Origin of the sequence: Ruegeria sp. TM1040, assembly GCF_000014065.1 — a bacterium.
Taxonomy (GTDB): Bacteria; Pseudomonadota; Alphaproteobacteria; order Rhodobacterales; family Rhodobacteraceae; genus Epibacterium.
In genome coordinates this window covers 1768994-1789569 of the sequence record NC_008044.1, presented here as the reverse complement: position 1 = coordinate 1789569, position 20576 = coordinate 1768994, and the positions used below count along the sequence as shown (strand labels likewise).

The window sequence follows — 20576 nt, the reverse complement described above, 5'->3', positions numbered from 1 at the left end:
TTATCGCGTCATCACTGGTCATTTGTCCCGATTGTCGCAATAGTACAGGTCAAATGCGCTTATTTGCGGAGGGTTTTTGATGCAATCGCGTTTCCCGGGGCTGGACCGGTTCGATCAGGCGATTCTGCGCGAGTTGAGCCACAATGGCCGCACCTCCATTTCCGACCTCGCCCGTGCCATTGGTCTCTCAAAATCGCCAACACAGGCGCGGCTCAAGCGCCTGGAGTCCGAGGGCATCATTCAGGGCTACCGGGCGATGATCGATCCGATCCGACTTGGGCTGGATCATGTGGCCTTTGTCGAGGTGAAGCTCACCGACACCCGCGAGGCGGCGCTGGCGTCGTTCAATGCCGCAGTGGTGCAGGTGGCCGAGATCGAGGAGGTGCACATGTTGGCCTCGCATTTCGACTACCTGCTCAAGGTGCGCTGCCGCTCGATGTCGGATTTTCGTGCGATTCTGGGGGAGAAAATCTCTTCGCTACCGCATGTTTCCTCCACCTCGACTTATATGTCGATGCAGTCGGTCAAGGATGATGCAGGGCTGGGGCCGATCTAGCGCGTTCCCATGAGGGCTTGCCTGGGGCTCATTCCGCGCCATTTCTTCGATATGGTTATCCGTTGTTGTGTCCCCGCTCTTGTGTTTTTTTGTGTTGGCTCTGTCGCCGTGGCATCGGAATGTCCGGCTGCCCCGGATCACTCCGGTCCGATTTCCGAATTATTGGAAGATGTGCAATCCGCTGCAAACGAGCAGGAAGCCCAACGCATCAATACTCAGCTCTGGGAGTATTGGGCGGATGCCCCCGATGAGCGCGCGCAAGAGATCCTCGATAGTGGCATGTCGCGGCGCGAAGTCTATGATTTTGTCGGGGCGCTGGCGGATTTTGATCGTCTGGTCGACTACTGCCCGAATTACGCCGAGGGGTATAACCAGCGTGCCTTTGTTCATTATCTGCGCCGAGACTTTGCTGCGGCGCTGCGCGATCTTGACCGCGCGCTTGCGCTCTCGCCACGTCATGTCGGCGCCATGAGCGGCCGCGCGCTCTCGCTGCTGGGATTGTCGCGTATCGCAGAGGCCCGCGAGGCCTTGCGCGCGGCCCTCGATCTGAATCCTTGGCTGTCGGAACGCCATCTCCTTGCACCGGGCGCCCCGCTTGCGGACGAGTCCATCGACCTGTGACCGGAGAGCAAGCGCCGAAAATCACTGACTTTCCGATTGAACCCACCCGCACGCGCAGGTAGAGCTTGTGGCAATTGGTCCAGCCGCGCGGGCGTGGTGGAATGGTAGACACAGGGGACTTAAAATCCCCAGGCTTTAGCCGTGCGGGTTCGAGTCCCGCCGCCCGTACCAAGCTGATTTTAAACGATAAACCGAAGATGCGTTGAGCTCTTAGAAGTGTGATCTTTTCGGTGACTCACACACCCGACTCACACAGTCTCGTTTCGTTTTCGTTTTGTTCGTTTAGTGGAATTTCACTTTCGGCGCTCTTGAGCGGCGCGTGAGAGCGCTTTGCGGCTGGCCCGAGAGCGATAGTAAGCCACCATCTCTGCGCTTTGGTTCGTAACGGCTTGAATTTCGGCATCACTGCAACCAGCCTCGGCGAGGCGGATGATAGAGAGTTTGCGCAGGCCATGCAGAACGTACTTCTTCGCCTCCGGGCCGAGTGCATCGCGCCATGTGCGAAATGATGAAGAGATCGACCAGTAGCCTCGGGGCTCTGTAAGGTTCTTCGCTAAAACGTAAGCTCCGTTGCGTGGCGCTCGCGAGATGAACTCGCGCAGGGCTGGAGGACAATAAACATCAATCCGTTCGTCGCTCTTCTCATCAAGGACGCTCATCCATTCGCCGTCAAAGTGTGCGAACTTCATGTGAATGGCCGCATTGGGTCTCTGACCTGTCCCTAGGATCAATTCAGCGGCAGTGCGCACATGTTCCGGCGCATCCTTGAGCTTGTCGACCATCCATTCCGGCCAGGGCTCATACTCGCTCTGCTTACCGAAGTGTTCAATGCCTTTCGCTGGATTTGGACCGAGGGGCCAGTCTAGTTTCTCGGCGCCATAGTTCCAAAGAAGGCTCACGGTCTGCAGATACTTGTCCGCTTTCCTCGGAGTTTCGGACATCTTGGAGTGCGCGGTTCGAATTGCTTGGCGTGTGGTTCGCCTCACGTCCTTGTCACTGTTCTTATCAAGTATGGCTTCCATCGTTCTGGAATAGCTGCGCTTTGTTCCATCCGCCAATCGAGACTGAACACGCGGATCTTCGCGCCACGCGGTGATAAGTTGCCGCCACGTGTACTTCGCCGGAGCTGTCTGTTTTTTGTGTTTGCCAGCTCGGCACTGCCAATAAAGCATGTCGAGGCGCTCAGAGTCGCCCCGCCAGTCCAGCTTTGTCGTTCGCTGCTTTCTCTTGCCGCCCTCTGTCCAGTTCACACGGTGATAGGGCACCCAGATCGAGTTGCGGGTGTCCCATTTCCAAACAAGCCCCGGCTTGACGATACGTGGCTTATTCGGGCGTCTCACAGTTCAAAGTCCTCGCTGGGCCGGGCCGCGTTGCCGTTTAGTATGGCAAGCAGGTCTTCGGATTTCCACCTCTCCACATCATCAGCGATAATGACGGGTTTCGGCAAAGCCCCGCGGCTCACAAGATCCCGGAATTTGGCAACGGGCATATCGAGGTATGCGGCAGCGTTGGCCTCCCTCAGGGCGGCAGGGGTAACACTCACCATCAAGCGGCCTCCTTCTTCTGGCCCTCTGCGGGCTTGGCGTATTCTACGACGTGCTCCAGATCGTCCCACGTGCGATTGATCTCGATGAGATCCCCGGATCGTATCGCGCGACGGTGAGCCTCAATGCGCTGGCGTAAGAGCGTTTGCGGGCTCACTGCGAGTCCTCCATCTCGATAAGGTGCGAACAGTTGGCGCGCACCAGCGCCTCGGCCACTGGTGGGCAGACGCTATTGCCCACGCACCGGACCTGCACGTCCTTGGGGAACGTGGAAAAGGTCCAGTCATCGCTTTCCTGCTTCCAAATTCCCTCGATCACGTAGTCTGCAGGGAAGCCTTGGGCGTTGAAGAGCTCTCGCGGGGTGAGCATGCGCATACCGACATCTACGATGATGAAAGCTTGCCCCTCGATCTCGAGTGTGACGAACTCGCGTTCATCCCAAAGGCCATGGTCGCGCATCAGGCTTGCGACTTGGCGGGCGCGCTCCGTATGGGCGTCAGTGAACGGTGGAGCTGGGATCACATCCGCTTGGCAATGCGCCATGCGATCCTTGACTGTGATAGTGTGCAGCGGAGCGTCCGCGCGCGCTCCATCACCGGTGCCGTAATATTTGGCGAAGAACGCGGCCACCGGCGTCTGCTGGCTCCCGCTGCCGGTGACGGTGGAAATCGGCTCGCGGGGATCATGGCCACTGTGCCCCGCCATGCGCGGTCCGCCGTTTTGCTGGGCGAGAAAGGCCGAGAACAGGCTGTTCTGGTCCTTTTTGCTCGCGCAGATCGTATGATGCGGGTCCAGCATAGAGCGATTGGCTCCGCCCTGTTGTGCGTAGGTCAAGACGGGGGCCATGAGAGCGGAGTGGCCGCCTCCGGCCAGAACGGTCGGATGAGGTGCGTCTGCAGCACGATCCCGGCGCGCAGTGCCTTTCAGGCTCATCAGGTGGGGCGCGCAAAGCGTAAGGCCTGCGCCGCCCGCCGTGACGGTGTGGGTGGGCTTCGTTACCTCCTGCCAAGGCTTCAGGCTGTTGCGCATGGTGGCAAGGTACGGTGCCAGCACTCCAAGCGGGGCGGCACCACCTGGGCGCTTGATGAAGCTGTTTGCCGGGACCGTTGCGAGGGGAGATTTGATTTGGTGTCCGGTTCCGCCAGTGGTGAAACGTGCAATGCTGGGGGCAATGAGTGCGTTTGAAACGCCTCCGGCCGTTACAACGCCATATGGATCGGTCAGTGGGTATTTTCGACGACCGCCGCTATCGCCATGCGCGACGCTGACAAGGGAGGGCGCAACAATCGCCTTTTCGCCCCGGTTGGCCCCCGTGATTGTCTTGAAGGGTTCTGCGACGTCCTCGACGCGCCCGCCGTGGGTCAGGTTCACCAGAAACGGACGCTCAGCCTGCAGAACATAGCGATGCAGGCCACGAGCCACGCGCGCAAGCGTGTTGTGGGCCAGAGGGCGCACCGAGCGCAGTCCGTATTTTTCCATGATCTCGGCCTTGCTGTCGAAAATCGAGGGGCAAGGGTGACTCCAGTCGATACATTCTGCTGCGGTTCGCCACGGTTTGAGCTTGCCCGACTTCACCTCGGCGCTGTTGGGATCGCCGTGTGTGGGCGTGGGCCAACTGACAGGCTCCCCATCAAAGCGGATCGCCACAAATAGGCGCTTGCGAATTGTTGGCGCTCCGTAGTCACAGCCTCGGAGTTCTCTTCGCTCTAGCTTGCCACCAAGGCTGCGGATCTTTTTGCACCACGCTTCGAACGTTTCCCCCTTGCGCTCTGGGCACGGCATCAGGCCTTTGTCGGTCTCGATCAGTGGCCCCCAGCCAGCGAACTCCTCGACATTCTCCATAAGAACTACGTCGACCTTGCCGCCGCTCTTCTGAATCCTTTCGATCCAGCCCGGAATAATCCAAGCGAGATCGCGGATGTTGCGAGCTACCGGCTTACCGCCCTTGGCCTTGGAGAAGTGCTTGCAATCGGGGCTGAACCACATCAGGCCGATGTGCTTTCCACTCAAATGCTCAAGCGGGTCAATGCGATATACGTTCTCCGAAAGGTGTAACGCCTCGGGGTGGTTCGCTTCATGTAGCGCAAGCGCTGCCGGATCATGATTGATCGCGATATCCGGACTACGGTCGAGAGCGAGCTCAATGCCAGTGCTGGCCCCGCCGCCGCCCGCAAAGCTGTCGACAATCAAGGGGCGCTCGTAAACCCGCGCTGCGTCAAGGAATTCAAGGGGAAGCTGTGCGGTCATGCTGCGGTCTTCTCTCGCTTGGTGTGTGCCCAGGTAAGGAACTCAGGACGGGGTTTCGGTAAGGCGCGCCATTCGCTGTATAGGCGGGCCGCTTCGTTCTCTTTCTCGGACTCGGTGGGCATCTCAGCGAGGCACGACCGTGCCATCTACCTTGCGTTTCCATTTGCTGGCCTTTGATCCGGGCAGGGTGCCTTTGGGCTTGTGCAGTCCGAGAGACTTGTTCCGCTTCCGGGCCTCGACTGATTTTTGCGCCACGTCCTGCTTTGTTTTCAGCGAGTGGCATGGGCGGCGTAAGGCGCGCAGATTGCTTTCCCTGTTCTCGCCACCAAGGATCAGGGCGGTTTCATGATCGAACTCGATAGCTTCGCCAGCCGCGCCGAGCTTCACGCCACAGCCGCAGGCGCAGATGCCATCCTGCGCCATGATGATCCGTGCCTTTACGCGAGCCGGGGCAGGGGTGGCGTCGGTTTTGCCGATCCATTCGGCAACAGGGCGTGTCATGCTGCGCTCCCGTAACCGCGCTCAGCGGCGCGCTGGTTGGCGTTCAGGCTACGCCAAAACTCGATCTGCTGTTTCGCGGCCTCTCGTAGTGCGCGCAGCTTCTCGTATTCGCCAGCCACGAGAGCCAGCTCGTTCACGGCTGAGAGATACTGCTGGCTCGCATATGCCTCTCGCTCTTGGGCCGCAGCGCTCTTTTCGTCGCTGTGCTTCATTGCCATTGCCTTCACCACGCGAAGCATGTTTTCCGCTTTAGTGAGGTCGGCCTTGGCAGCAGCTATCTCTGCCGCGCTATCGATCAGATATTGAGTGGCTTTTTGGGCCTTGTTCATAGCGTCATGCATCAGTTCGGCCTCGTGATTGTTTCGGATTTCACGGCGTCATTGAGGATGCGAATGCTCATGCGAAACTCGAGCGCAACCTCTGCAATCAGGGCGTCATGATCTGCGCCTTGAGGCGTGTTCATAGCCGCCTTCTCACGGCGGAAGTATTCGGCAACGGCGGCGCGGGTGGTCATCAGTAGCCCGCCGCGAGAAAGCGCTTGTGGATCTCACGAGTGCGCCACACATCGTCCTTGCAGTATTCAGCAATTTTGTCGTGTTCGCCTGCCGCCCATGCTGCAGCCACCTGAGAGCCGTCAAAACCGTCCTTGCCCTGAATTCCGAGGATCTGGCAGAGTTCGTCCATGCTGATGCGGTTGGTGCCGCCAGCCCATGCAGCCATTGTGTCCACAATAGACCGGTCCCAGGGTTTTGGGTCGCGAGGGAAGCTGCAAGACGCCGGCATCTTTACGCCGAGATAGATCGCCCGCTTGCGAAGAAACCCAATGTCGAACCCGGCGATGTTATGACCCACAAGCGTTTCACTGTGGTAGGGATCCAGATCACCGAAGAAGTCGGCTAAGATGCTCCGCTCGTCTGCAGTGGTTTTTGCGTGGCGCACTGCAACAGGGCCGTCATTCCTTGCCCATGCAATAGTGCAGACGTGCCCGCGACCTCCGTCAAAGCTGGTCTTGGAGAGCGCTTCGATTGCAGCGCTCTTGCGGTTTTCGGCAAGCCACTTCTCTATGCTCTCCGGCTTTTTCAGGTTTGCCGGAGGCTTCACCTTGCGTTCAAGGTCGATCAGGTAGCTTTCATCCTGACATGGGATAGTCTCAATGTCGAAGTAGACGAAACTGTGGGAAGCGTAGGCTTCCTGAATGGCGGACATATCAAGCGGCATTGCTTTTCTCCTTTGTGGCTTTACTCGGCGGCCATAGCTGGGCTTTCCGGCTCGTCTGCATCGTCAAACTCCGGGATTTCATCGTCCAATTCGTCAGCAAGCGCCGCACTCGGATCGACGTACTCCCTCGCTTCAGGATCGAAGTCGAAGCCAAGCTCTTTCGCGCGCGCGACCACCATCTTCTGAATATCCTTGCCCGCCTTCTTGGCTCGACCCAGAACGCCGTTGATCTCCTCGGCGCTGGTCATTTCAGGCAGCTTGGTGGCGAACCAATCAATCTCAGCCTTGCGTTGCACCTGCTCCTCGGAAAGCGCGTTCATGCCTTCCTTGATCTGGGTGATGATGTCGGAGAGGCAGGTGGCATATGTTTCTGCCGACGCTTCCGGAATGGGCATCGCGCCAATGTTAGCCGGGTCTTTTCCGAATGATGTTTCAGTAGGGGAAAAGATCAGGTGACGTTCGCGGTTGTAAATCGAGATGCGTGCGATCACATCGCTGTCTGTAAGCACTAGATCCTTGGATCCGCCTGAGATTTTCAAGCGCTCCTTGATGGCGTCTCCGTCCGCTTTTTCGTCCATGTGAGAGATCAGCACCACGTCCTTGCCGAAGCTGCGCAGGAGCTTGAGAAATGCGGAAAACCTGACGCCAAGTTGCCCCCATCCTTGCTGGTTCAAGGCACCGCCATATGAGAGTTTCGAGTTCGCGCGGATGATATCAGCCGACAGGGTGTCCAGCGCCTTGCCCACAGTGTCGATCACAATGGTGTCGTAGGCGGCGAGATCTCCTGCAGAGATGCCTGCCACATCGCGCCAGTCTTCGACTTGCACAACATCTTTGCGATCAACGGCGCGGTGAGCGCCTTTGTCAAAGTCCAGAAGCAGCGGGCGACTTGCTGTGAAGGCGAGGCTGGTTTTGCCAAGCCCAGGCTGGGAATAGATGGTGACACAAAGGTTCTTCACCTCAATCACCTCATCCGATTTTGTAATTTTCAGAGTCATGTCGTGTCTCCTTGGAATAAAAGGCCCCGGCGGTTTCGGGTTAGGGAGGAGGAAACCCTCACCGCCGGGGAAGTTGCGGACGCGAAGTGATGCGCCCGACAGGGAGGTTCAATAAGGCTGAGAGAGGCTGGCGCCGACTGACACTGCGGTCAGGATTGCGACGAAGATCATCAGCGCCCAGAACGTCAGCGTGAGCGTCCAGTTCTTCTGGTCATGATTGCGAGACGCATTTCGCTCTCGGTTCATCCGTTCCAGATGCTTTCCCATGCCTGGATGATCTCCAAGGCCCCGGCGGCGCGTGCTGTGCGTGCCGTGAGTAGTGGACTTTGCCGCCGGGGTGCGAATGGGGGTGACGTTGGAAAGGTGGCTCATGCCGCGCCCTCCCGGTCAAGAGGGTAGGGATCTCCTACCTGTGCCAGAACCAAGCGGGCTCTCTCCGCGCTTCTGCGGCAGCTGGAGGTCCGGGCGATGTCTTCCAGCGCCATTGTCAGCCGGTTGACCTGCACGCCGCGCTCATAAGCCACGTCTGTGACGGAGTTGGCGCGCATGCGTGTGTGAACGTCTTGGTAGCTCATGTCTTCGACCTCACTCCGCTGCCTGAATGTGCTGTTTTGCCGCCTTGCGGTATCTGGCTGCCTGAGAAAGCGCGAGCGCCACATCCGCGCCACCGAGAAGGCGATTTTCACGAGCCTTGCGAATAAACTCGCCAGCGATGAACTTCGCCTTTTCTGGACTGGTGATGCGGTTGATCGTCTGAGCTGCGCCTGCCAACCCGTTGTCAACGAGTTTCGCGCGGTGATGCTCCATTGGGTTAGAGCCTGCATTGATGAATGCAAGAACTCGGTGCTGAACAGCGGTAGAGCTCTGGACATCACTCAGAGTGAGCCACGGGCAGTTTTTCGCTTTGCTATATGCTGCAACTTGCGTTGCGGAGATGACTGGCTTCGAACTGGTAAGGTCGAAATCTTGAACTTGCATGTCGTGGCTCCCTTTGTTGCCCCGCGATCTGCGCCAGCGGCGCGACTTCGGTGGGGCTGTTGGGAATACACATAAGCGGTAAAATTACCGCCGTCAACATAAAAGCGGTTTATTTACCGCTTTCGTGTCGCATCCTGCACCTCACCATGCTACAACGGGTTTGCCGCAAAGCGCTGCGCTGGGTTCGGATAGCCTTTCCACACAGGCGACTCCGTTCCCGGCGCAGAAATCACCGCGAGGTGCGCGCAAAGAAAAACCCCGCCGGAGCGGGGTTCCTGTCGCTTGATCGATGTGAAAATTAGTGAATGTGAGAGATGTTGTCTGCTGGGGTTGTGTGGGCAAGCATGCCGGAAGGCTGCCAAGATCCCGTATTTTGCCGAATTGCTTTCTCCAAAGCAGCCTCAAGCGATTTGATGTGCTGGTCTGCCAGCTCGACTCGGTCCAGCGCAACCTTCAATGCTTCCATGAGTGAATCCATCCGCTTCGCATTTTCGGATGAGGAATCCCCAGGTGCTGGGATTGACGCGCCGCGCTCTTTCTGAACTTCGATCCAAGCATCAAAGGCGTCCTTGGCGTTCACGAGCGCTTCTTCTGGAGTGTCTCCGTCGGACATGCATCCCGGAAGGTCCGGATAAAGTGCAATGTATCCGCCGCCATCTTCATCGGGCAGCGGTGCGATCACGATGGGGTATTCAGACATTACTGCTATCCTTAGATTGCATTTCGGCGTGGGCGTCAGAGTAGCTCACAAGGTTCTTAATATATAGTGCCCTAATCGGGCGCTTGTAGGGCACGCAGAGTGAGTCGCGCAAGTATTTGCTCGACACAACGTAGTGACTGCTACCGTTTGGCTTCCGGACGTCTAGTCCAATTTTTTTGCATAGCGTTTCGACTTGGGTAATTGTCCAGTCATCGCGAGGGTTCGCGCGCATTCGCTCCAAGAGTGATTTTTTAGGGGCCATCTCACCTCAAAATTTGATAAGTTTACTTCTTCCTCGCAAACTCCGCAGGCCAGTGCAGGCGCACGCGGGCGGCCCACTTGAGGCGCACGTTCCACATGTTTGCGCCGGTGGGGTTGAGCGAGATCAGGTGGAACAGGCCCGGCTCATCACCCGCTTTGACTTGCTTCACCCAGCCCATGCCGTCCGCGTCTTCGCAAACGCACTTGTAGCCGACCACGTCGTCGGGAACGCTGTCATGACCGTTGCGCGAGTAGAACAGTAGATCCCCAGCGGAATATACTGGCTCCATACTGTCACCTTCAACCTCAACCGCTACAACGCCGTGCGGTCCAATACCAGGTGGGCACTCGACCTGTGGGCCATCGCCTTTCTCGTAGGCGTCGAAAACAGGGACTTGAGAGCCAGCACCTACTTTGCCCGCGATCGAGATGGTGGGGGTTTTACTCTCGCCTATACCGTGAAGCAGCCAGAGTTCTGAGACACCTAATGTCGAGGCAACTTTGCTGATTGAACTGACGTTCGCTCCGGCGTTGTCGTCTCCAGCTTCAAAGCGCCTTCTCCAATTTCGAATGCCGTCCTTTGACATTCCAGATTGGAGCGCCAAGGCCTGCTCGGACAACTTCAGCTCTTCACGGCGCTCGGTGATCCGAGCCAAAATCTCACCCATATCCATGGGGGTAATATTACCGCAGGTGTGGATCTGCGAAGAGCGGTAAGATGACCGTTGACGAAGCGGTAAAAAAACCGCATGATCCGGCTCATGATGACAATCCATGCTCTCTTGGCCGTCGCTGACGCCTATAAAATCGCTGCTTCGGTCGAGCATGACCGGACGGTTTCTCATCGTGTTTTTGAGGATAGCAAGAAGCTATCCGCTCTCCGGGGTGGGGCGGGGATAGACGTCCGCCGTTTCAACAATGCCATGGTTTGGTTTCTTGAGAACTGGCCTGAGGGTCACACGCCTCCGAAGGGCTTGCGTGAGCACGTCTCGGCTATCTCTCGCGACACCGCCGCCTAACCCTCTCTCTATGCCTAATACCGCTTCCATACATTCAAGTTGGGTGCGGCGAACTCGAACCCCAAGGAAAAGGCCTTTCCATGCAGCCTAAGATCGCCGCGCAGATGTTTGACAACCTCGTGACCCAAGCGGGTGGCAAGGAGGCCGCAGCTTCTGTCATCGCTTCGGCAGTCGGTCACTCGATCAGCATTGGGACTCTCACGAAGATCAAGAACGGGCAGCTCGAGGTTCCGCTTCTCTGGGCTTGGGCCCTTATGGATGCCACTCGAAATAACTGCTTCGACACCTACCGCGCGTCCTCCGTTCGTGATGGGGGAGAGACATGCCTCTACGCGCTTTCGGGTGAAGCCTCGGAAGAGGGTGGCCAGGCGGTGTGCGCCGGTATCCGCGCCGCGCAGTCTGGCGATGCGGGCGATTACGCAGCCGCAGTCGTGGAGGCGCGAGAGGCCTCGGCAAAATTCGATGAAATGGCCGTTCGGTTCGAGGCACTGGCCGCAGGCGTCACCCCCATCAGGAAGGCCTGAGACATGGCTGATCCGGTACGCGGCAGCAGCGTGAAACTCGAAGGCGAAGATCTGGTCATCCGCATGCCGAAGGACCGAGCGCAGAGCTTGCGTGTCGCTCTCGCTGAGTGCCCCTGTAAGGCCACCAAATCAAACGCCACGCAGAACATCCGATCTGGTCTTTCCATGGCGATTGGACGGGCGATTTCTCCGAAGCCTGTACAGCGCAACCCACTGTACAAGACGGAGGATTGATCAATGCTGGATGACCCTCTCACGGCCATTTACGCCAAGGTACAAGCGCAGCAGGAAGCCGAGGCGCGCAAGATTGCAGCAATCGCCGCGCACATCGGCCACAACGGCGGTCCGAGGATCGAAGCACCCTTCGGTATTGACGCCCCGTGGCTGCGCTATGCGGACGACGCGGAACTCTCGCGCCTCGCCACCCTTGAGCCACGCATCGAGCGCAAGAAGCTGATCCTCGCGGAGACTATCGCTGAGCGCACACGGATCATGAACCGCTGCATCCGCCGGATGCGCAGAGCCGCGGGTAAGGACTGATGGCAGCATTCTCAAATTTCGCTGACATGCCGCTGTTCCGCTATGGCCTGATCATGGCAGATCCGCCGTGGTCTTATGAGAATTGGTCGGCAAAAGGAGACCACAAGAACGCAAGCGCGAAATATGATTGCATCGGCCTGGACGACATCAAGGGAATGCAGGTCGGTCATCTAGCGGCTGAAAGCTGCGTTTTGTGGCTTTGGGCCACCAACCCGCTGCTGGATAAGGCTTTCGAGGTCATGGAGGCATGGGGGTTCCAATCCAAGACCGCAGGCCATTGGTCAAAGAAGACCTCCGGCGGTAAGCAAGCCTTCGGCACGGGCTATATCCTTCGTTGTGCCGGTGAACCCTTCCTGATCGGCACCGTTGGGAATCCAAAGACCGCGAGAAACGTTCGATCGGTAATCGAAGGGCCCTTGCGCGAGCATTCTCGAAAGCCAGAGGAGGCTTTCGCAGCAGCTGAGGCCCTTTGCGGTGATGTTCCTAGGCTAGAGCTTTTCAGCCGCCAAGAGCGGACAGGCTGGGACGTGTTCGGGAACGAGGTCGACAAGTTTCAGGGGGCGGCCGCATGAAGTCCACCACCATTCGCCTCTCTTGGCCCCGCCGCGCCCTCTGGGACAATGAGAAGGCCAGCCACATGGTGAGGGCCGCAGCCAAGCGCACACAGCGCAAGGAGGCATGGGCACTAGCATTGGAAGCCAAGTGGCCGAGAGACCCAGCTGCGGTTCTCACGTTTCGTTTCTGCCCGCCTGATCGCCGCCGCCGCGACACCCACAATCTGCCAGCCACCATGAAGGCTGCCATCGATGGGATTGCCGACGCGATGAAGGTTGATGACGTGGGGTTTCGCTGCGTGTTCCCGACAGAGTTTGGCCCCGTCGAGAAGGGCGGGGCGGTTTATATCGAGATTGGAGGCCAGCCATGAGCATCCGCATCATGTCAGCCGTTTTCGAAAGCGAAACACTGGGAGCCACAGAGCGTCTCATCATGCTCGCACTCGCTGATCATGCTGACGACGAGGGCCGCTGCTATCCATCAATCACCCGCCTGTGCCAGCGCACAGGGCTCGGGGAGCGAGCGGTGCAGACGAACATCAGGAAACTCCAGGCGCAGGGCTATGTGGAGATCATACCGGGGGCCGGGCGGAATGGGTCCAACCTCTATTTCGTCCGCCCAACACCTACGCCACCCCCCGCACCAGATGCACCCCCGCACGAAATGCACCCCGCACCAGATGCACCCCCCCCCCGCACGAAATGCGGGTCTACCCCCGCACCAGATGCACCCAAACCGTCAGTAACCATCAATGAACCGTCATTACCCCTTGTAGTTCCCCAGCCGGAAAATCCGAAAAAGCCAGTCAAGGCACGGCTGCCCGAGGACTGGTGCCCCAGTGACGAAGACCGAGAATACGCCCTTTCATTGAATTTGACCGAGGCCGAGATTGAGGAGATCGCAGATGACTTTCATGCCTATTGGACAGACCGGACAGACGCTGGCGGAAGAAAGTCTCGACGCGGTTGGCGGCAAACGTGGCGCAACCGCTGTCGCGACGTCGCGCCAAAATTCATCCGAAATCGCCGAATGGCTGGCCAAGCATACCCCGGCGGACATGGACAAGGCGGCGGTCTCGCGGGCGCGGTCGCACGGCGTCAATTTGGAGGTCAAATTTGAGGGCCGTTATCCGACTGGCCCCAATGGCGAGTATCTCCCCAGCTACGAGGTTGCAGTCGGCTGCCGCATTCACGGGACCACGGCTCAGCGCGAGGCTGCGATTGAAGATCTGAAGAAGTTTCAGACGCCTGCGCCTATTCCGCAGATTGAGCGCTGGCTGGCCGAGCTTTCGGTTCTCACAGCGGGGCGCGGCACTGACGGTATCGCGGCAGAACTTCAGCTCACCGCATATTCCTCTCGTTTGGCGCAATACCCCGCTGATGTGGTCCGTCACGCGCTTTTGCAGCATTCGTGGAAGTGGTTCCCATCGTGGGCCGAATTGGAGCGACTGTGTGAGGCTAAGGCCAGTCCTCGCCGCCACATGATCGCCGCCCTGTCTCAACCCGCGCCAGACCCGGAACCGAAGCGCCGTCCGCCAACAAACGAGGAACGCGCCCGCATTCAGGCCATGGTTGACGAGATGTTCCCGCGCCAGTCGAGGAAAGATCGCGAGGCTGCTGTAGATATCGCCCTGCGAGGCGATTGCATGATGGGTGACCCGTCATGAGCGCCCCGGAGACATGGCCCGAGATCCTTCGCCGCCACGAACTGGAGAAGATGCGCGCTATCCACGCTCATATCGACAGCAGCCTTCCCAAGGTGGCGGCCAAACTTGAAATGAGCCAGGCAGCACTTGGCTCGTACATCTATTCCCGTGGCCTTCGCTGGAATCGCGCGTCTCTGGACGCGGCATATCCCGAACTAACGTCTAAGGAGGCCGATTGATGGCTGGATCGCTGAACAAAGTTATGCTGATAGGCAACCTTGGCCGCGATCCGGAAGTCCGGACCTTCCAGAGCGGAGGCGAGGTCTGCAACCTCCGCATCGCGACCTCCGAATCTTGGAAAGACCGCAACACGGGCGAGCGCCGCGAAAAGACCGAATGGCACTCCGTTGCGATCTTTAATGAAGGTCTGGTGCGCGTGGCCGAGCAATACCTGCGCAAAGGGTCAAGGGTTTATGTCGAAGGCCAGCTACAAACCCGCAAGTGGCAGGACCAGAGCGGTCAGGACCGCTATTCAACCGAGATCGTGTTGCATGGCTTTGGCTCCACGCTAACCATGCTGGACGGGGCTGGAGGAACTCAGCAGTCCGGCTATGAAAATAGCGGCTACGGCGGTGGATACGACTCCGATGGAACTCAGGGCAGCGGATACGGCTCTGACAGTCAGAGCATCGATGACGACGAGGTGCCTTTCTGATGGCTATGAGAGGACGCCCCCTGAAAGACCGCATGCCCCCAGAGTTCTGGGAGCGCGTCGAGGTCGCCCTCGTTGTTGGTCAGGTCACGTTCACTGAGTGGTCAGCAAGCATCGGCAAGAGCTGCGCCGCAGTATCGAGCCTTCGCGCGCGTGGCACCAGACCACCGGATGAATACATCGACGCTCTCTGCGCTCTCACTGGATGCACGCGCGAGTTCCTGTTCAATCCGGAACCCGTAGACCTCAGCAAATAACCAAAGGCAGGAGACAGGCAAAATGACGTGGTATCTGGGCAGAACGACCACCCGGCACATCGCACCCGAACCCGGCGCCGAAAAAGAGCGCGGAGAGTTCGCGGTGGAGCGCCAGCTGCGCGCGTTGGGCATCGAGGCCCACGCCCCCCGCAGGATCGAGTTTAAGCGGGTCGGCAAGAAGCGCCACGCCGAACCGATCACAAGCGCGTATCTGCCGGGATACATCTTCGCAGAGATCCCTGCGTCCATGTTTACCCGCGCGATCCAATGCCGAGGGTTGAGCGCTTCCCTCATGGCTGTGCCGGCCCAAGAAGTCTTGCACCATGTAAAACCCTTCATCGCCAAGGTGAAATCAGAGAACGCTGATGCAGAACGGATCATCGAAAGCCGCGATCGCGCTGCAATGTGCCAGTTTCAGCCGGGGGAGGCGCTCGACGTTCTGGCTGGCCCCTTCGCTGAGCGACTGGTGAAGTTCACCCGGATGGTTGAGGCTGCACACGACTCATACCCGATGATCGAGGCGCAGATCGAGATCCTCGGTCGCCTGACGCGCGTGAAGATTGATCCGCTGGATGTGCGAGCTGCCTCTTGATGCAATCCCAAGATGTGGTATTCTCTTCGCAAGGTCGCACCAGGATCGCTCCGGTCGGCCCGTCCACGCGCCCCCGGTTTCGGAACTGAGGAAAGGGCGCGTGCTGCTGCAATTCCTATGCTTGAACCGGCTTTCGCGCCGCAGCATCCTTAGACCACACCCTCACACCCTCACACCATTCCTCCCCAGTATCACCCGCCACTGGTCAAAGCCCTGCATGCGCTAGAGCGTCAACAGCAAGGTGTAGAGGGGTCATGGCATTATCCTGCTGAATGCAGGGCGGCGGGAACTTGAACTGGAGCACGGACATGGAACGCAAGTACCTTGATGCCCTAGCGCGTTTTGCAGTCAAGGAGCCGGACGGCTGGCAAGATGACCCGCGCCCGATGCGGATCGCAAAGCTGGATGACGCTGTTCGCAAGGCCAAAACCGCACAAAAGTGAACATCGCCCACCGGCAGGATACCGGAAAGGGCGCTGCTCAGTTGCACAAATAGAACCAATCGGGCGGGATGCCCGGCAATCTCCACAACAGACGGGGTGCGAATGAGCGAGAGGCACCCATTCTCTGGCCGCAAGGGCAGCGCAGCCCGTGACCGTTTCGCAGCTACTCTCTATGCACAGCAAGGCGGCAAGTGCCGTATGTGCAACCAGCCGATACCGGCGAGCCTCCGGGGCAAGACAGGTAAACGTACTGCTGTGGTGGATCACCTCCGTCCATGGCGCCTCCGTCCTGATCTCGCCTACGAATTGACGAACCTGGCGCTGGTCTGCTCTGGTTGTCACTCCACCCACTGCGCATCGATCGAGGCCGCACACGCAGGAGACGCTGAGCTGATCGCTCAGGCCAAGGAGCGTGTGGGGCAGGAGTGGTGACGAGCCATAGCGTTTCGCCCTTGTGGCGGGCTGGTTTTGGCCGCTCCCGCGCCGTTCTGAGGGTAGGGGGGGGGAGGTCCAAAGTTCAGGCCTCCACACTGGAAACCTATCGCCGGTCCTCCGTGCGCAATATCTGCTCCCGAAAGTAGGGGTGTCCCATGACCCGCATCCAGCGCCCCCGATATGACGATGTTTTCGCCGGTCACGACGAGGGCGGGCCGATGGCTGAGCAGGCCAAAGTGCTCTGGGAGGAATACAAGGCCGACCTTGAGGCTCGTGGGCTTTGGAACCGGGCGCGTGCGCGGACACTGGACCGGCTGGTGCGCATGACTGCCGAATATCTGCATTATCAGCCGCTGGCTGTGGCGCAGGGGCCGGTGCGGGAGAGTGGCGACGGCGGGCAGTACGTGAACATGCTCTGGTCGCAAGTGAAGAACATGGCCGAGCAGATCGGCAAGCTGGAAAAGGCGCTCACGCTGACGCCTGAGAGCGTAGGCGCAAAAGCAGAGGCGCCGAAGAAGACACCGGAAAAGACGGCAGCAGATGAGTTCCTCGGAGCGCATTGACCAGACCACGCGATACGCGCGGGATGTGGTTTCGGGAAAGATCGTAGCGGGCGCATTCGTGCGGGCGCAATGCCAGCGGCACCTAGATGATCTGAAGCATGGCCCGGCGCGCGGGTTGCAGTGGGATATTGAGCAGGCCGAGCGGGCCATTCGGTTCTTTCCGGCCATGTTGTCGATCACCGAAGGGGCCAAGGAGGGCGAGCCATTCAAGCTGCTGCCCTGGCACTTGTTCGTGGTAGGGTCGATTTTCGGCTGGCGAACAGCGGAAGGTTTCATCCGGTTCCGGTTCGTGTGGCTGGAAACCGGCAAGGGGCAAGCGAAATCGCCGCTCATGGCGGCTGTAGGTATCTATCTCAGCGGGTTCTATGGCCGGAAGCGGGCCGAGGTCTACTGCATCGGGGAAACGAAGGACACGGCGCGGGTTATGTTCCGCGATGCGGTGGCGATGCTTCGGGCGCCGATCCCAGGCAAAGGCGGCATGACGCTGGAAGACGCGGCGTTTGTGATCCGCGGCACCGGCGACCTTGCCTACAGCGTCGAGCATCCCGACAGCGGATCATTCATGCGGCCCATCGCGAACAATGACAGCGTTTCGGGGCCAAAGCCGATCCTTGTGGCTGGCGATGAGATCCACGAGATGAAAAGCGGCAAGGCGATTGAGATGTGGCGGGCCGCAGTCACCAAGAAACACGGTGACAGCATACTGATGCTTGGAACGAACACCCCAAGCGCAGACCAGCAGGTGGGGACGGACTACAGCGAGTTTTGCCAGAAGGTGGTGACCGGCGACTTCACTGACGACAGCGTGTTTGCATATATCGCGCGGGTGGACGAGGGCGACGACCCGCTGGAAGACGAAAGCTGCTGGGTTAAGGCGTTGCCCGCCCTGGGCATCACCTATCCGGTGGACAACGTGCGCAAGCTGGTAGTGACGGCGAAACAGCAGATCAGCACGCAGCTGACCACAAAGCGCCTGTATTTCGGAATCCCGGTAGGCTCTGCAGGGTTCTGGACCTCTGAGCAGGCATGGAAGGAAGTGCAGGGCAAGGTCGATGATGCGAAGATGATCGGCCGCCGGGCGCATTTGGCGCTCGACCTCTCCGAGAAGAACGACCTCACCGCGCTCGCGGTGGCGTGGGAGGGCGAAAGGATCGATGTCAAATCATGGTATTGGACTCGTGAATTTGAGATCGAAGAGCGATCAACGGCAGATGCGATCCCTTATCGCGAGTTGGAAGCGGCGGACCTGATAGAAGTCACGCCGGGGCGCGTAATCGACTACACGTTCATTGCGGCGAAGATTATCGACTTTTGTGGACGCCACTCAGTGGTGCAGATGGCTATCGACAGCGCCCACATGGAAAAGCTCTGCGAGGCCTTCGATAAGGCGGGTTTCGCGTATTGGATCGAAGAAGGCGACGACAAGCCGGGCAGCGGCCTGAAAATTGTCAGGCATAAGCAAGGCACGAACGTCAGCTTCGACGGAAAGTTCCTCTGTATGCCGACTTCGATCACACAGCTTGAGGACCACATGCTGAAAGGCACGGTCAAGATCGATCGCAACAAGCTCACCAGCATCTGCGCGCGCAACGCGATCATCCGCGAGGATGGTTTCGGCAACCGGATGTTCGACAAATCACGTTCGCGGGGCCGGATCGATGGGGTTGTCACCCTAGCGATGGCCGTAGGGTCAGCCACCGCGGCGATGAAAACGAAGTCCGGATTGGACGACTATTTTGCTTCACTTGGGGGCGGCTAAATGGGTCTGCGAGATCGCTTGAAATCCATGATCATTCGCCGCTTTGGGCTGACTGATGCTCACCAGATGGGACTTCATCGTGCCAGTGATGCGGGGGAGATCGTCACCGGGCATAGCGCGCTCGGAATTTCGACGGTTTGGGCCTGCACCAACTTGATTGCGGGAACAATCGGCTCGCTTCCGTTGATGGTGTATCGCCGGAACGGCCAAACGCGCACCGTTGACCGCTCGCACGTCGTTTACCGACTGCTGCATGACAGCCCGAACTATGATCAGACAGCGCTGGACTTCTGGGAATTTATGGCGGCGTCTCTGGAGCTGTGGGGCAACGCCTACGCGCATATCTTGCGGGAAAATGGCAAGATCGTCGGCCTAGTGCCTGTCGCGCCAGATCTGATGAGGGTTCGCCGTCTGCCGACCGGTGAAATCGAATATCGTTGGTCGGAAGATGGCAAAACCCATCGGGAGCTTGACGGCGCTGTGCTGCACGTTCGCGGTTTTGGAGGTTCGCCGCTTGGCGGCATGTCTACCCTACAATTCGCTCGCAATGCTTTCGGCTTGGCACGTGCGGTTGACCGAGCAGCGGGTGAGACGTTCAAGAACGGGATGCGCCCCTCTGGCGCGTTGAAATTTGACAATTGGCTGACTGATGAGCAGCGGGCCCGGGCCAAATCCACTTTGGTTGACGACATGGTGGGGGCGCAGAACTCCGGGCGCCCAATTGTTCTGGAGGGTGGCACCAATTGGGTGCCATTCACGATCAACCCCGATGATGCGCAAATGCTGGAAAGCCGACGCTTCTCGGTGGAGGAAATCTGCCGGTTTTTCGGCGTGCCGCCGCATATGGTTGGGCACACAGAGAAAAGCACGAGTTGGGGAACTGGCTTGGAGCAGCAAACCCTTGCGTTTCAGAAGTTCACCCTTCGCCGCCGCATCAAGCGGATTGAGCAGGCGCTGATGAAACAGCTCCTGACCCCTGCTGAACGGGCGCGCGGGCTGATGATCGAATTCAACCTGGAAGGGCTGCTTCGCGGAGACAGCAAGTCGCGCGCCGATTTCTACCAGTCTGGCCTGCAGAACGGCTGGCTGACCATCAATGAGGTGCGCGCGCTGGAGAACAAGCCCCCGGTGGCGGGCGGCGAGGTGCCGCGAATGCAGATGCAGAACGTGCCGATCACCGAGGTAGGCAAGCAATTGGAGGCTGGAAATGACGATGATGCATAAGGCGGCGGCTCCGATCCTTTCGATCAAGGCACTGGACGAGGAAACCGGCGAATTCGAGGGCTACGGCAGCACTTTCGGCGGCGAGCCTGACAGCTATGGCGATGTGGTGGTGGCGGGGGCTTTCGCTGACAGCCTGGCAGAGCACAAGGCCAAAGGCACCATGCCCAAGCTGTTATGGCAGCATGACCCCTCGCAGCCCATCGGTAAGTTGCTGGAGGCCGAGGAAGATGAAACCGGCCTGCTGATCCGCGGGCGCTTGAATATGGGCGTCCAGCGTGGCCGCGAGGCGGCTGCTCTGCTCAAGGCGGGCGATATCGACGGCCTGTCCATCGGCTACCGGATCACCCCGGGCGGCTTCCGGGTCGATGATGACAATGGCGTCTGGTATCTCGAAAAGCTGGATCTGTTCGAGGTCTCGATTGTCTCTATCGGAGCCAACGAGAGCGCGACGATCACCAGCGTGAAGGCGGCCAAGGCCGCTCACGAAATCACGGAAAAGCTCAAAGCCGGGGATCGGCTCACTGAGCGAGAGTTTGAAACGCTGCTCAAGGGGAGCTTGGGGCTTTCGAACTCACAGGCGGAGCGTGCCGCACGCATCCACCTGAAAGGGCCGGGGGAACCGGCAGCGGCAACTGAAGCCCGTGCATTGCTTGAAGCACTGCGGGCATAAACCCACCTGACATA

32 protein-coding genes, 1 tRNA gene and 1 pseudogene are annotated in these 20576 nt (G+C 59.0%); 20 read left to right on the top strand and 14 right to left on the bottom strand.

Going from position 1 to position 20576, the window contains the following annotated elements; genetic code table 11:
- Nucleotides 1-79: 79 nt before the first annotated feature.
- The 3 genes from TM1040_RS12890 to TM1040_RS12880 all read left to right on the top strand — a co-directional run bounded on the left by TM1040_RS12890 (nucleotide 80) and on the right by TM1040_RS12880 (nucleotide 1348).
- The gene (locus tag TM1040_RS12890; RefSeq protein WP_011539022.1) at nucleotides 80-556 is read left to right on the top strand and encodes an Lrp/AsnC family transcriptional regulator; all 477 of its coding nucleotides are present in this window, start codon (nucleotides 80-82) and stop codon (nucleotides 554-556) included.
- A 51-nt stretch (nucleotides 557-607) separates the two neighbouring features.
- Nucleotides 608-1177: a tetratricopeptide repeat protein gene (locus TM1040_RS12885; protein WP_044027173.1), complete on the top strand. Its 570-nt coding sequence runs from the start codon at nucleotides 608-610 to the stop codon at nucleotides 1175-1177.
- Between the two features lie 87 nt (nucleotides 1178-1264).
- A tRNA-Leu gene (locus TM1040_RS12880) sits at nucleotides 1265-1348 on the top strand.
- Between the two features lie 122 nt (nucleotides 1349-1470).
- Here TM1040_RS12880 and TM1040_RS12875 read toward each other — a convergent pair.
- The 14 genes from TM1040_RS12875 to TM1040_RS12820 form a co-directional block, all read right to left on the bottom strand.
- The gene (locus tag TM1040_RS12875; protein ID WP_011539020.1) at nucleotides 1471-2517 is read right to left on the bottom strand and encodes a tyrosine-type recombinase/integrase; all 1047 of its coding nucleotides are present in this window, start codon (nucleotides 2515-2517) and stop codon (nucleotides 1471-1473) included.
- The gene (locus TM1040_RS12870; protein ID WP_044026792.1) at nucleotides 2514-2723 is read right to left on the bottom strand and encodes a hypothetical protein; all 210 of its coding nucleotides are present in this window, start codon (nucleotides 2721-2723) and stop codon (nucleotides 2514-2516) included. Before TM1040_RS12870 ends, TM1040_RS12875 begins: the two co-directional genes overlap by 4 nt.
- Complete coding sequence (locus TM1040_RS20340) at nucleotides 2723-2878, bottom strand: hypothetical protein (protein ID WP_166485555.1); 156 nt, start codon at nucleotides 2876-2878, stop codon at nucleotides 2723-2725. The genes TM1040_RS12870 and TM1040_RS20340 overlap by 1 nt, the downstream gene beginning before the upstream one ends.
- A complete protein-coding gene (locus TM1040_RS12865; protein ID WP_011539019.1) occupies nucleotides 2875-4968 on the bottom strand; it encodes a DNA cytosine methyltransferase in 2094 nt (697 codons plus the stop codon). Before TM1040_RS12865 ends, TM1040_RS20340 begins: the two co-directional genes overlap by 4 nt.
- Nucleotides 4969-5091: 123 nt before the next feature.
- The gene (locus TM1040_RS12860; RefSeq protein ID WP_011539018.1) at nucleotides 5092-5469 is read right to left on the bottom strand and encodes an HNH endonuclease; all 378 of its coding nucleotides are present in this window, start codon (nucleotides 5467-5469) and stop codon (nucleotides 5092-5094) included.
- On the bottom strand, nucleotides 5466-5798 hold the full coding sequence (locus TM1040_RS12855; RefSeq protein WP_166485554.1) for a hypothetical protein: 333 nt from the start codon (nucleotides 5796-5798) through the stop codon (nucleotides 5466-5468). The genes TM1040_RS12860 and TM1040_RS12855 overlap by 4 nt, the downstream gene beginning before the upstream one ends.
- A gap of 11 nt (nucleotides 5799-5809) precedes the next feature.
- Nucleotides 5810-5983 carry a hypothetical protein gene (locus TM1040_RS20335; RefSeq protein ID WP_166485553.1) on the bottom strand — a complete coding sequence of 58 codons (174 nt, stop codon included), beginning with the start codon at nucleotides 5981-5983 and terminating at the stop codon, nucleotides 5810-5812.
- Entirely contained in the window at nucleotides 5983-6687 is a 705-nt protein-coding gene (locus TM1040_RS12850) for a 3'-5' exonuclease (RefSeq protein ID WP_011539016.1), read from the bottom strand. Before TM1040_RS12850 ends, TM1040_RS20335 begins: the two co-directional genes overlap by 1 nt.
- A 20-nt stretch (nucleotides 6688-6707) precedes the next feature.
- A complete protein-coding gene (locus TM1040_RS12845) occupies nucleotides 6708-7685 on the bottom strand; it encodes an ATP-binding protein (RefSeq protein WP_011539015.1) in 978 nt (325 codons plus the stop codon).
- Between the two features lie 108 nt (nucleotides 7686-7793).
- Entirely contained in the window at nucleotides 7794-8057 is a 264-nt protein-coding gene (locus TM1040_RS20065) for a hypothetical protein (protein WP_011539014.1), read from the bottom strand.
- Nucleotides 8054-8260 carry a hypothetical protein gene (locus TM1040_RS12840; protein WP_166485552.1) on the bottom strand — a complete coding sequence of 69 codons (207 nt, stop codon included), beginning with the start codon at nucleotides 8258-8260 and terminating at the stop codon, nucleotides 8054-8056. The genes TM1040_RS20065 and TM1040_RS12840 overlap by 4 nt, the downstream gene beginning before the upstream one ends.
- 10 nt (nucleotides 8261-8270) lie before the next feature.
- Nucleotides 8271-8663 carry a hypothetical protein gene (locus TM1040_RS20330; protein ID WP_011539013.1) on the bottom strand — a complete coding sequence of 131 codons (393 nt, stop codon included), beginning with the start codon at nucleotides 8661-8663 and terminating at the stop codon, nucleotides 8271-8273.
- Nucleotides 8664-8961: 298 nt separating this feature from the next.
- The gene (locus tag TM1040_RS20060) at nucleotides 8962-9363 is read right to left on the bottom strand and encodes a type II toxin-antitoxin system HicB family antitoxin (protein WP_011539012.1); all 402 of its coding nucleotides are present in this window, start codon (nucleotides 9361-9363) and stop codon (nucleotides 8962-8964) included.
- Between the two features lie 284 nt (nucleotides 9364-9647).
- Nucleotides 9648-10451 carry a S24 family peptidase gene (locus tag TM1040_RS12820; RefSeq protein ID WP_254658821.1) on the bottom strand — a complete coding sequence of 268 codons (804 nt, stop codon included), beginning with the start codon at nucleotides 10449-10451 and terminating at the stop codon, nucleotides 9648-9650.
- A 272-nt stretch (nucleotides 10452-10723) separates the two neighbouring features.
- Between TM1040_RS12820 and TM1040_RS12810 the strand changes: the two genes are divergently transcribed.
- From TM1040_RS12810 to TM1040_RS12745, 17 genes and pseudogenes are all read left to right on the top strand, one after another.
- The gene (locus TM1040_RS12810) at nucleotides 10724-11167 is read left to right on the top strand and encodes a hypothetical protein (RefSeq protein ID WP_011539009.1); all 444 of its coding nucleotides are present in this window, start codon (nucleotides 10724-10726) and stop codon (nucleotides 11165-11167) included.
- 3 nt (nucleotides 11168-11170) lie between these two features.
- Nucleotides 11171-11401, top strand: a complete 231-nt coding sequence (locus tag TM1040_RS12805) for a hypothetical protein (RefSeq protein ID WP_044026789.1) — start codon at nucleotides 11171-11173, stop codon at nucleotides 11399-11401.
- A gap of 3 nt (nucleotides 11402-11404) precedes the next feature.
- Complete coding sequence (locus TM1040_RS12800) at nucleotides 11405-11707, top strand: hypothetical protein (RefSeq protein WP_011539008.1); 303 nt, start codon at nucleotides 11405-11407, stop codon at nucleotides 11705-11707.
- Complete coding sequence (locus TM1040_RS12795) at nucleotides 11707-12279, top strand: MT-A70 family methyltransferase (RefSeq protein WP_011539007.1); 573 nt, start codon at nucleotides 11707-11709, stop codon at nucleotides 12277-12279. The genes TM1040_RS12800 and TM1040_RS12795 overlap by 1 nt, the downstream gene beginning before the upstream one ends.
- Nucleotides 12276-12632: a hypothetical protein gene (locus TM1040_RS12790; protein ID WP_011539006.1), complete on the top strand. Its 357-nt coding sequence runs from the start codon at nucleotides 12276-12278 to the stop codon at nucleotides 12630-12632. Before TM1040_RS12795 ends, TM1040_RS12790 begins: the two co-directional genes overlap by 4 nt.
- A pseudogene (locus TM1040_RS20630) lies at nucleotides 12629-12817 on the top strand (helix-turn-helix domain-containing protein); the annotation flags it as partial. The gene TM1040_RS12790 and the pseudogene TM1040_RS20630, both read left to right, overlap by 4 nt.
- Nucleotides 12818-13166: 349 nt before the next feature.
- Nucleotides 13167-13928: a hypothetical protein gene (locus TM1040_RS12785; RefSeq protein ID WP_011539005.1), complete on the top strand. Its 762-nt coding sequence runs from the start codon at nucleotides 13167-13169 to the stop codon at nucleotides 13926-13928.
- Entirely contained in the window at nucleotides 13925-14146 is a 222-nt protein-coding gene (locus TM1040_RS12780) for a hypothetical protein (RefSeq protein ID WP_044026787.1), read from the top strand. The genes TM1040_RS12785 and TM1040_RS12780 overlap by 4 nt, the downstream gene beginning before the upstream one ends.
- Nucleotides 14146-14622 (top strand): single-stranded DNA-binding protein, encoded by a 477-nt coding sequence (gene ssb, locus TM1040_RS12775; RefSeq protein WP_011539004.1) that lies wholly within the window; start codon nucleotides 14146-14148, stop codon nucleotides 14620-14622. Before TM1040_RS12780 ends, ssb begins: the two co-directional genes overlap by 1 nt.
- Nucleotides 14622-14876, top strand: coding sequence for a hypothetical protein (locus TM1040_RS12770; protein WP_084789023.1), 255 nt, complete (start codon nucleotides 14622-14624; stop codon nucleotides 14874-14876). The genes ssb and TM1040_RS12770 overlap by 1 nt, the downstream gene beginning before the upstream one ends.
- A 22-nt stretch (nucleotides 14877-14898) precedes the next feature.
- Complete coding sequence (locus TM1040_RS12765) at nucleotides 14899-15468, top strand: hypothetical protein (protein WP_011539002.1); 570 nt, start codon at nucleotides 14899-14901, stop codon at nucleotides 15466-15468.
- A gap of 308 nt (nucleotides 15469-15776) precedes the next feature.
- Nucleotides 15777-15911, top strand: coding sequence for a hypothetical protein (locus TM1040_RS20575; protein WP_256378198.1), 135 nt, complete (start codon nucleotides 15777-15779; stop codon nucleotides 15909-15911).
- Between the two features lie 102 nt (nucleotides 15912-16013).
- Entirely contained in the window at nucleotides 16014-16343 is a 330-nt protein-coding gene (locus tag TM1040_RS20625; protein WP_084789022.1) for an HNH endonuclease, read from the top strand.
- A gap of 158 nt (nucleotides 16344-16501) precedes the next feature.
- The gene (locus TM1040_RS12760) at nucleotides 16502-16909 is read left to right on the top strand and encodes a P27 family phage terminase small subunit (RefSeq protein ID WP_011539000.1); all 408 of its coding nucleotides are present in this window, start codon (nucleotides 16502-16504) and stop codon (nucleotides 16907-16909) included.
- A complete protein-coding gene (locus TM1040_RS12755) occupies nucleotides 16887-18668 on the top strand; it encodes a terminase large subunit (protein WP_011538999.1) in 1782 nt (593 codons plus the stop codon). Before TM1040_RS12760 ends, TM1040_RS12755 begins: the two co-directional genes overlap by 23 nt.
- A gap of 27 nt (nucleotides 18669-18695) precedes the next feature.
- Nucleotides 18696-19892, top strand: a complete 1197-nt coding sequence (locus TM1040_RS12750) for a phage portal protein (protein WP_254658891.1) — start codon at nucleotides 18696-18698, stop codon at nucleotides 19890-19892.
- Nucleotides 19876-20562, top strand: a complete 687-nt coding sequence (locus TM1040_RS12745; RefSeq protein WP_011538997.1) for an HK97 family phage prohead protease — start codon at nucleotides 19876-19878, stop codon at nucleotides 20560-20562. Before TM1040_RS12750 ends, TM1040_RS12745 begins: the two co-directional genes overlap by 17 nt.
- Nucleotides 20563-20576 lie beyond the last annotated feature (14 nt).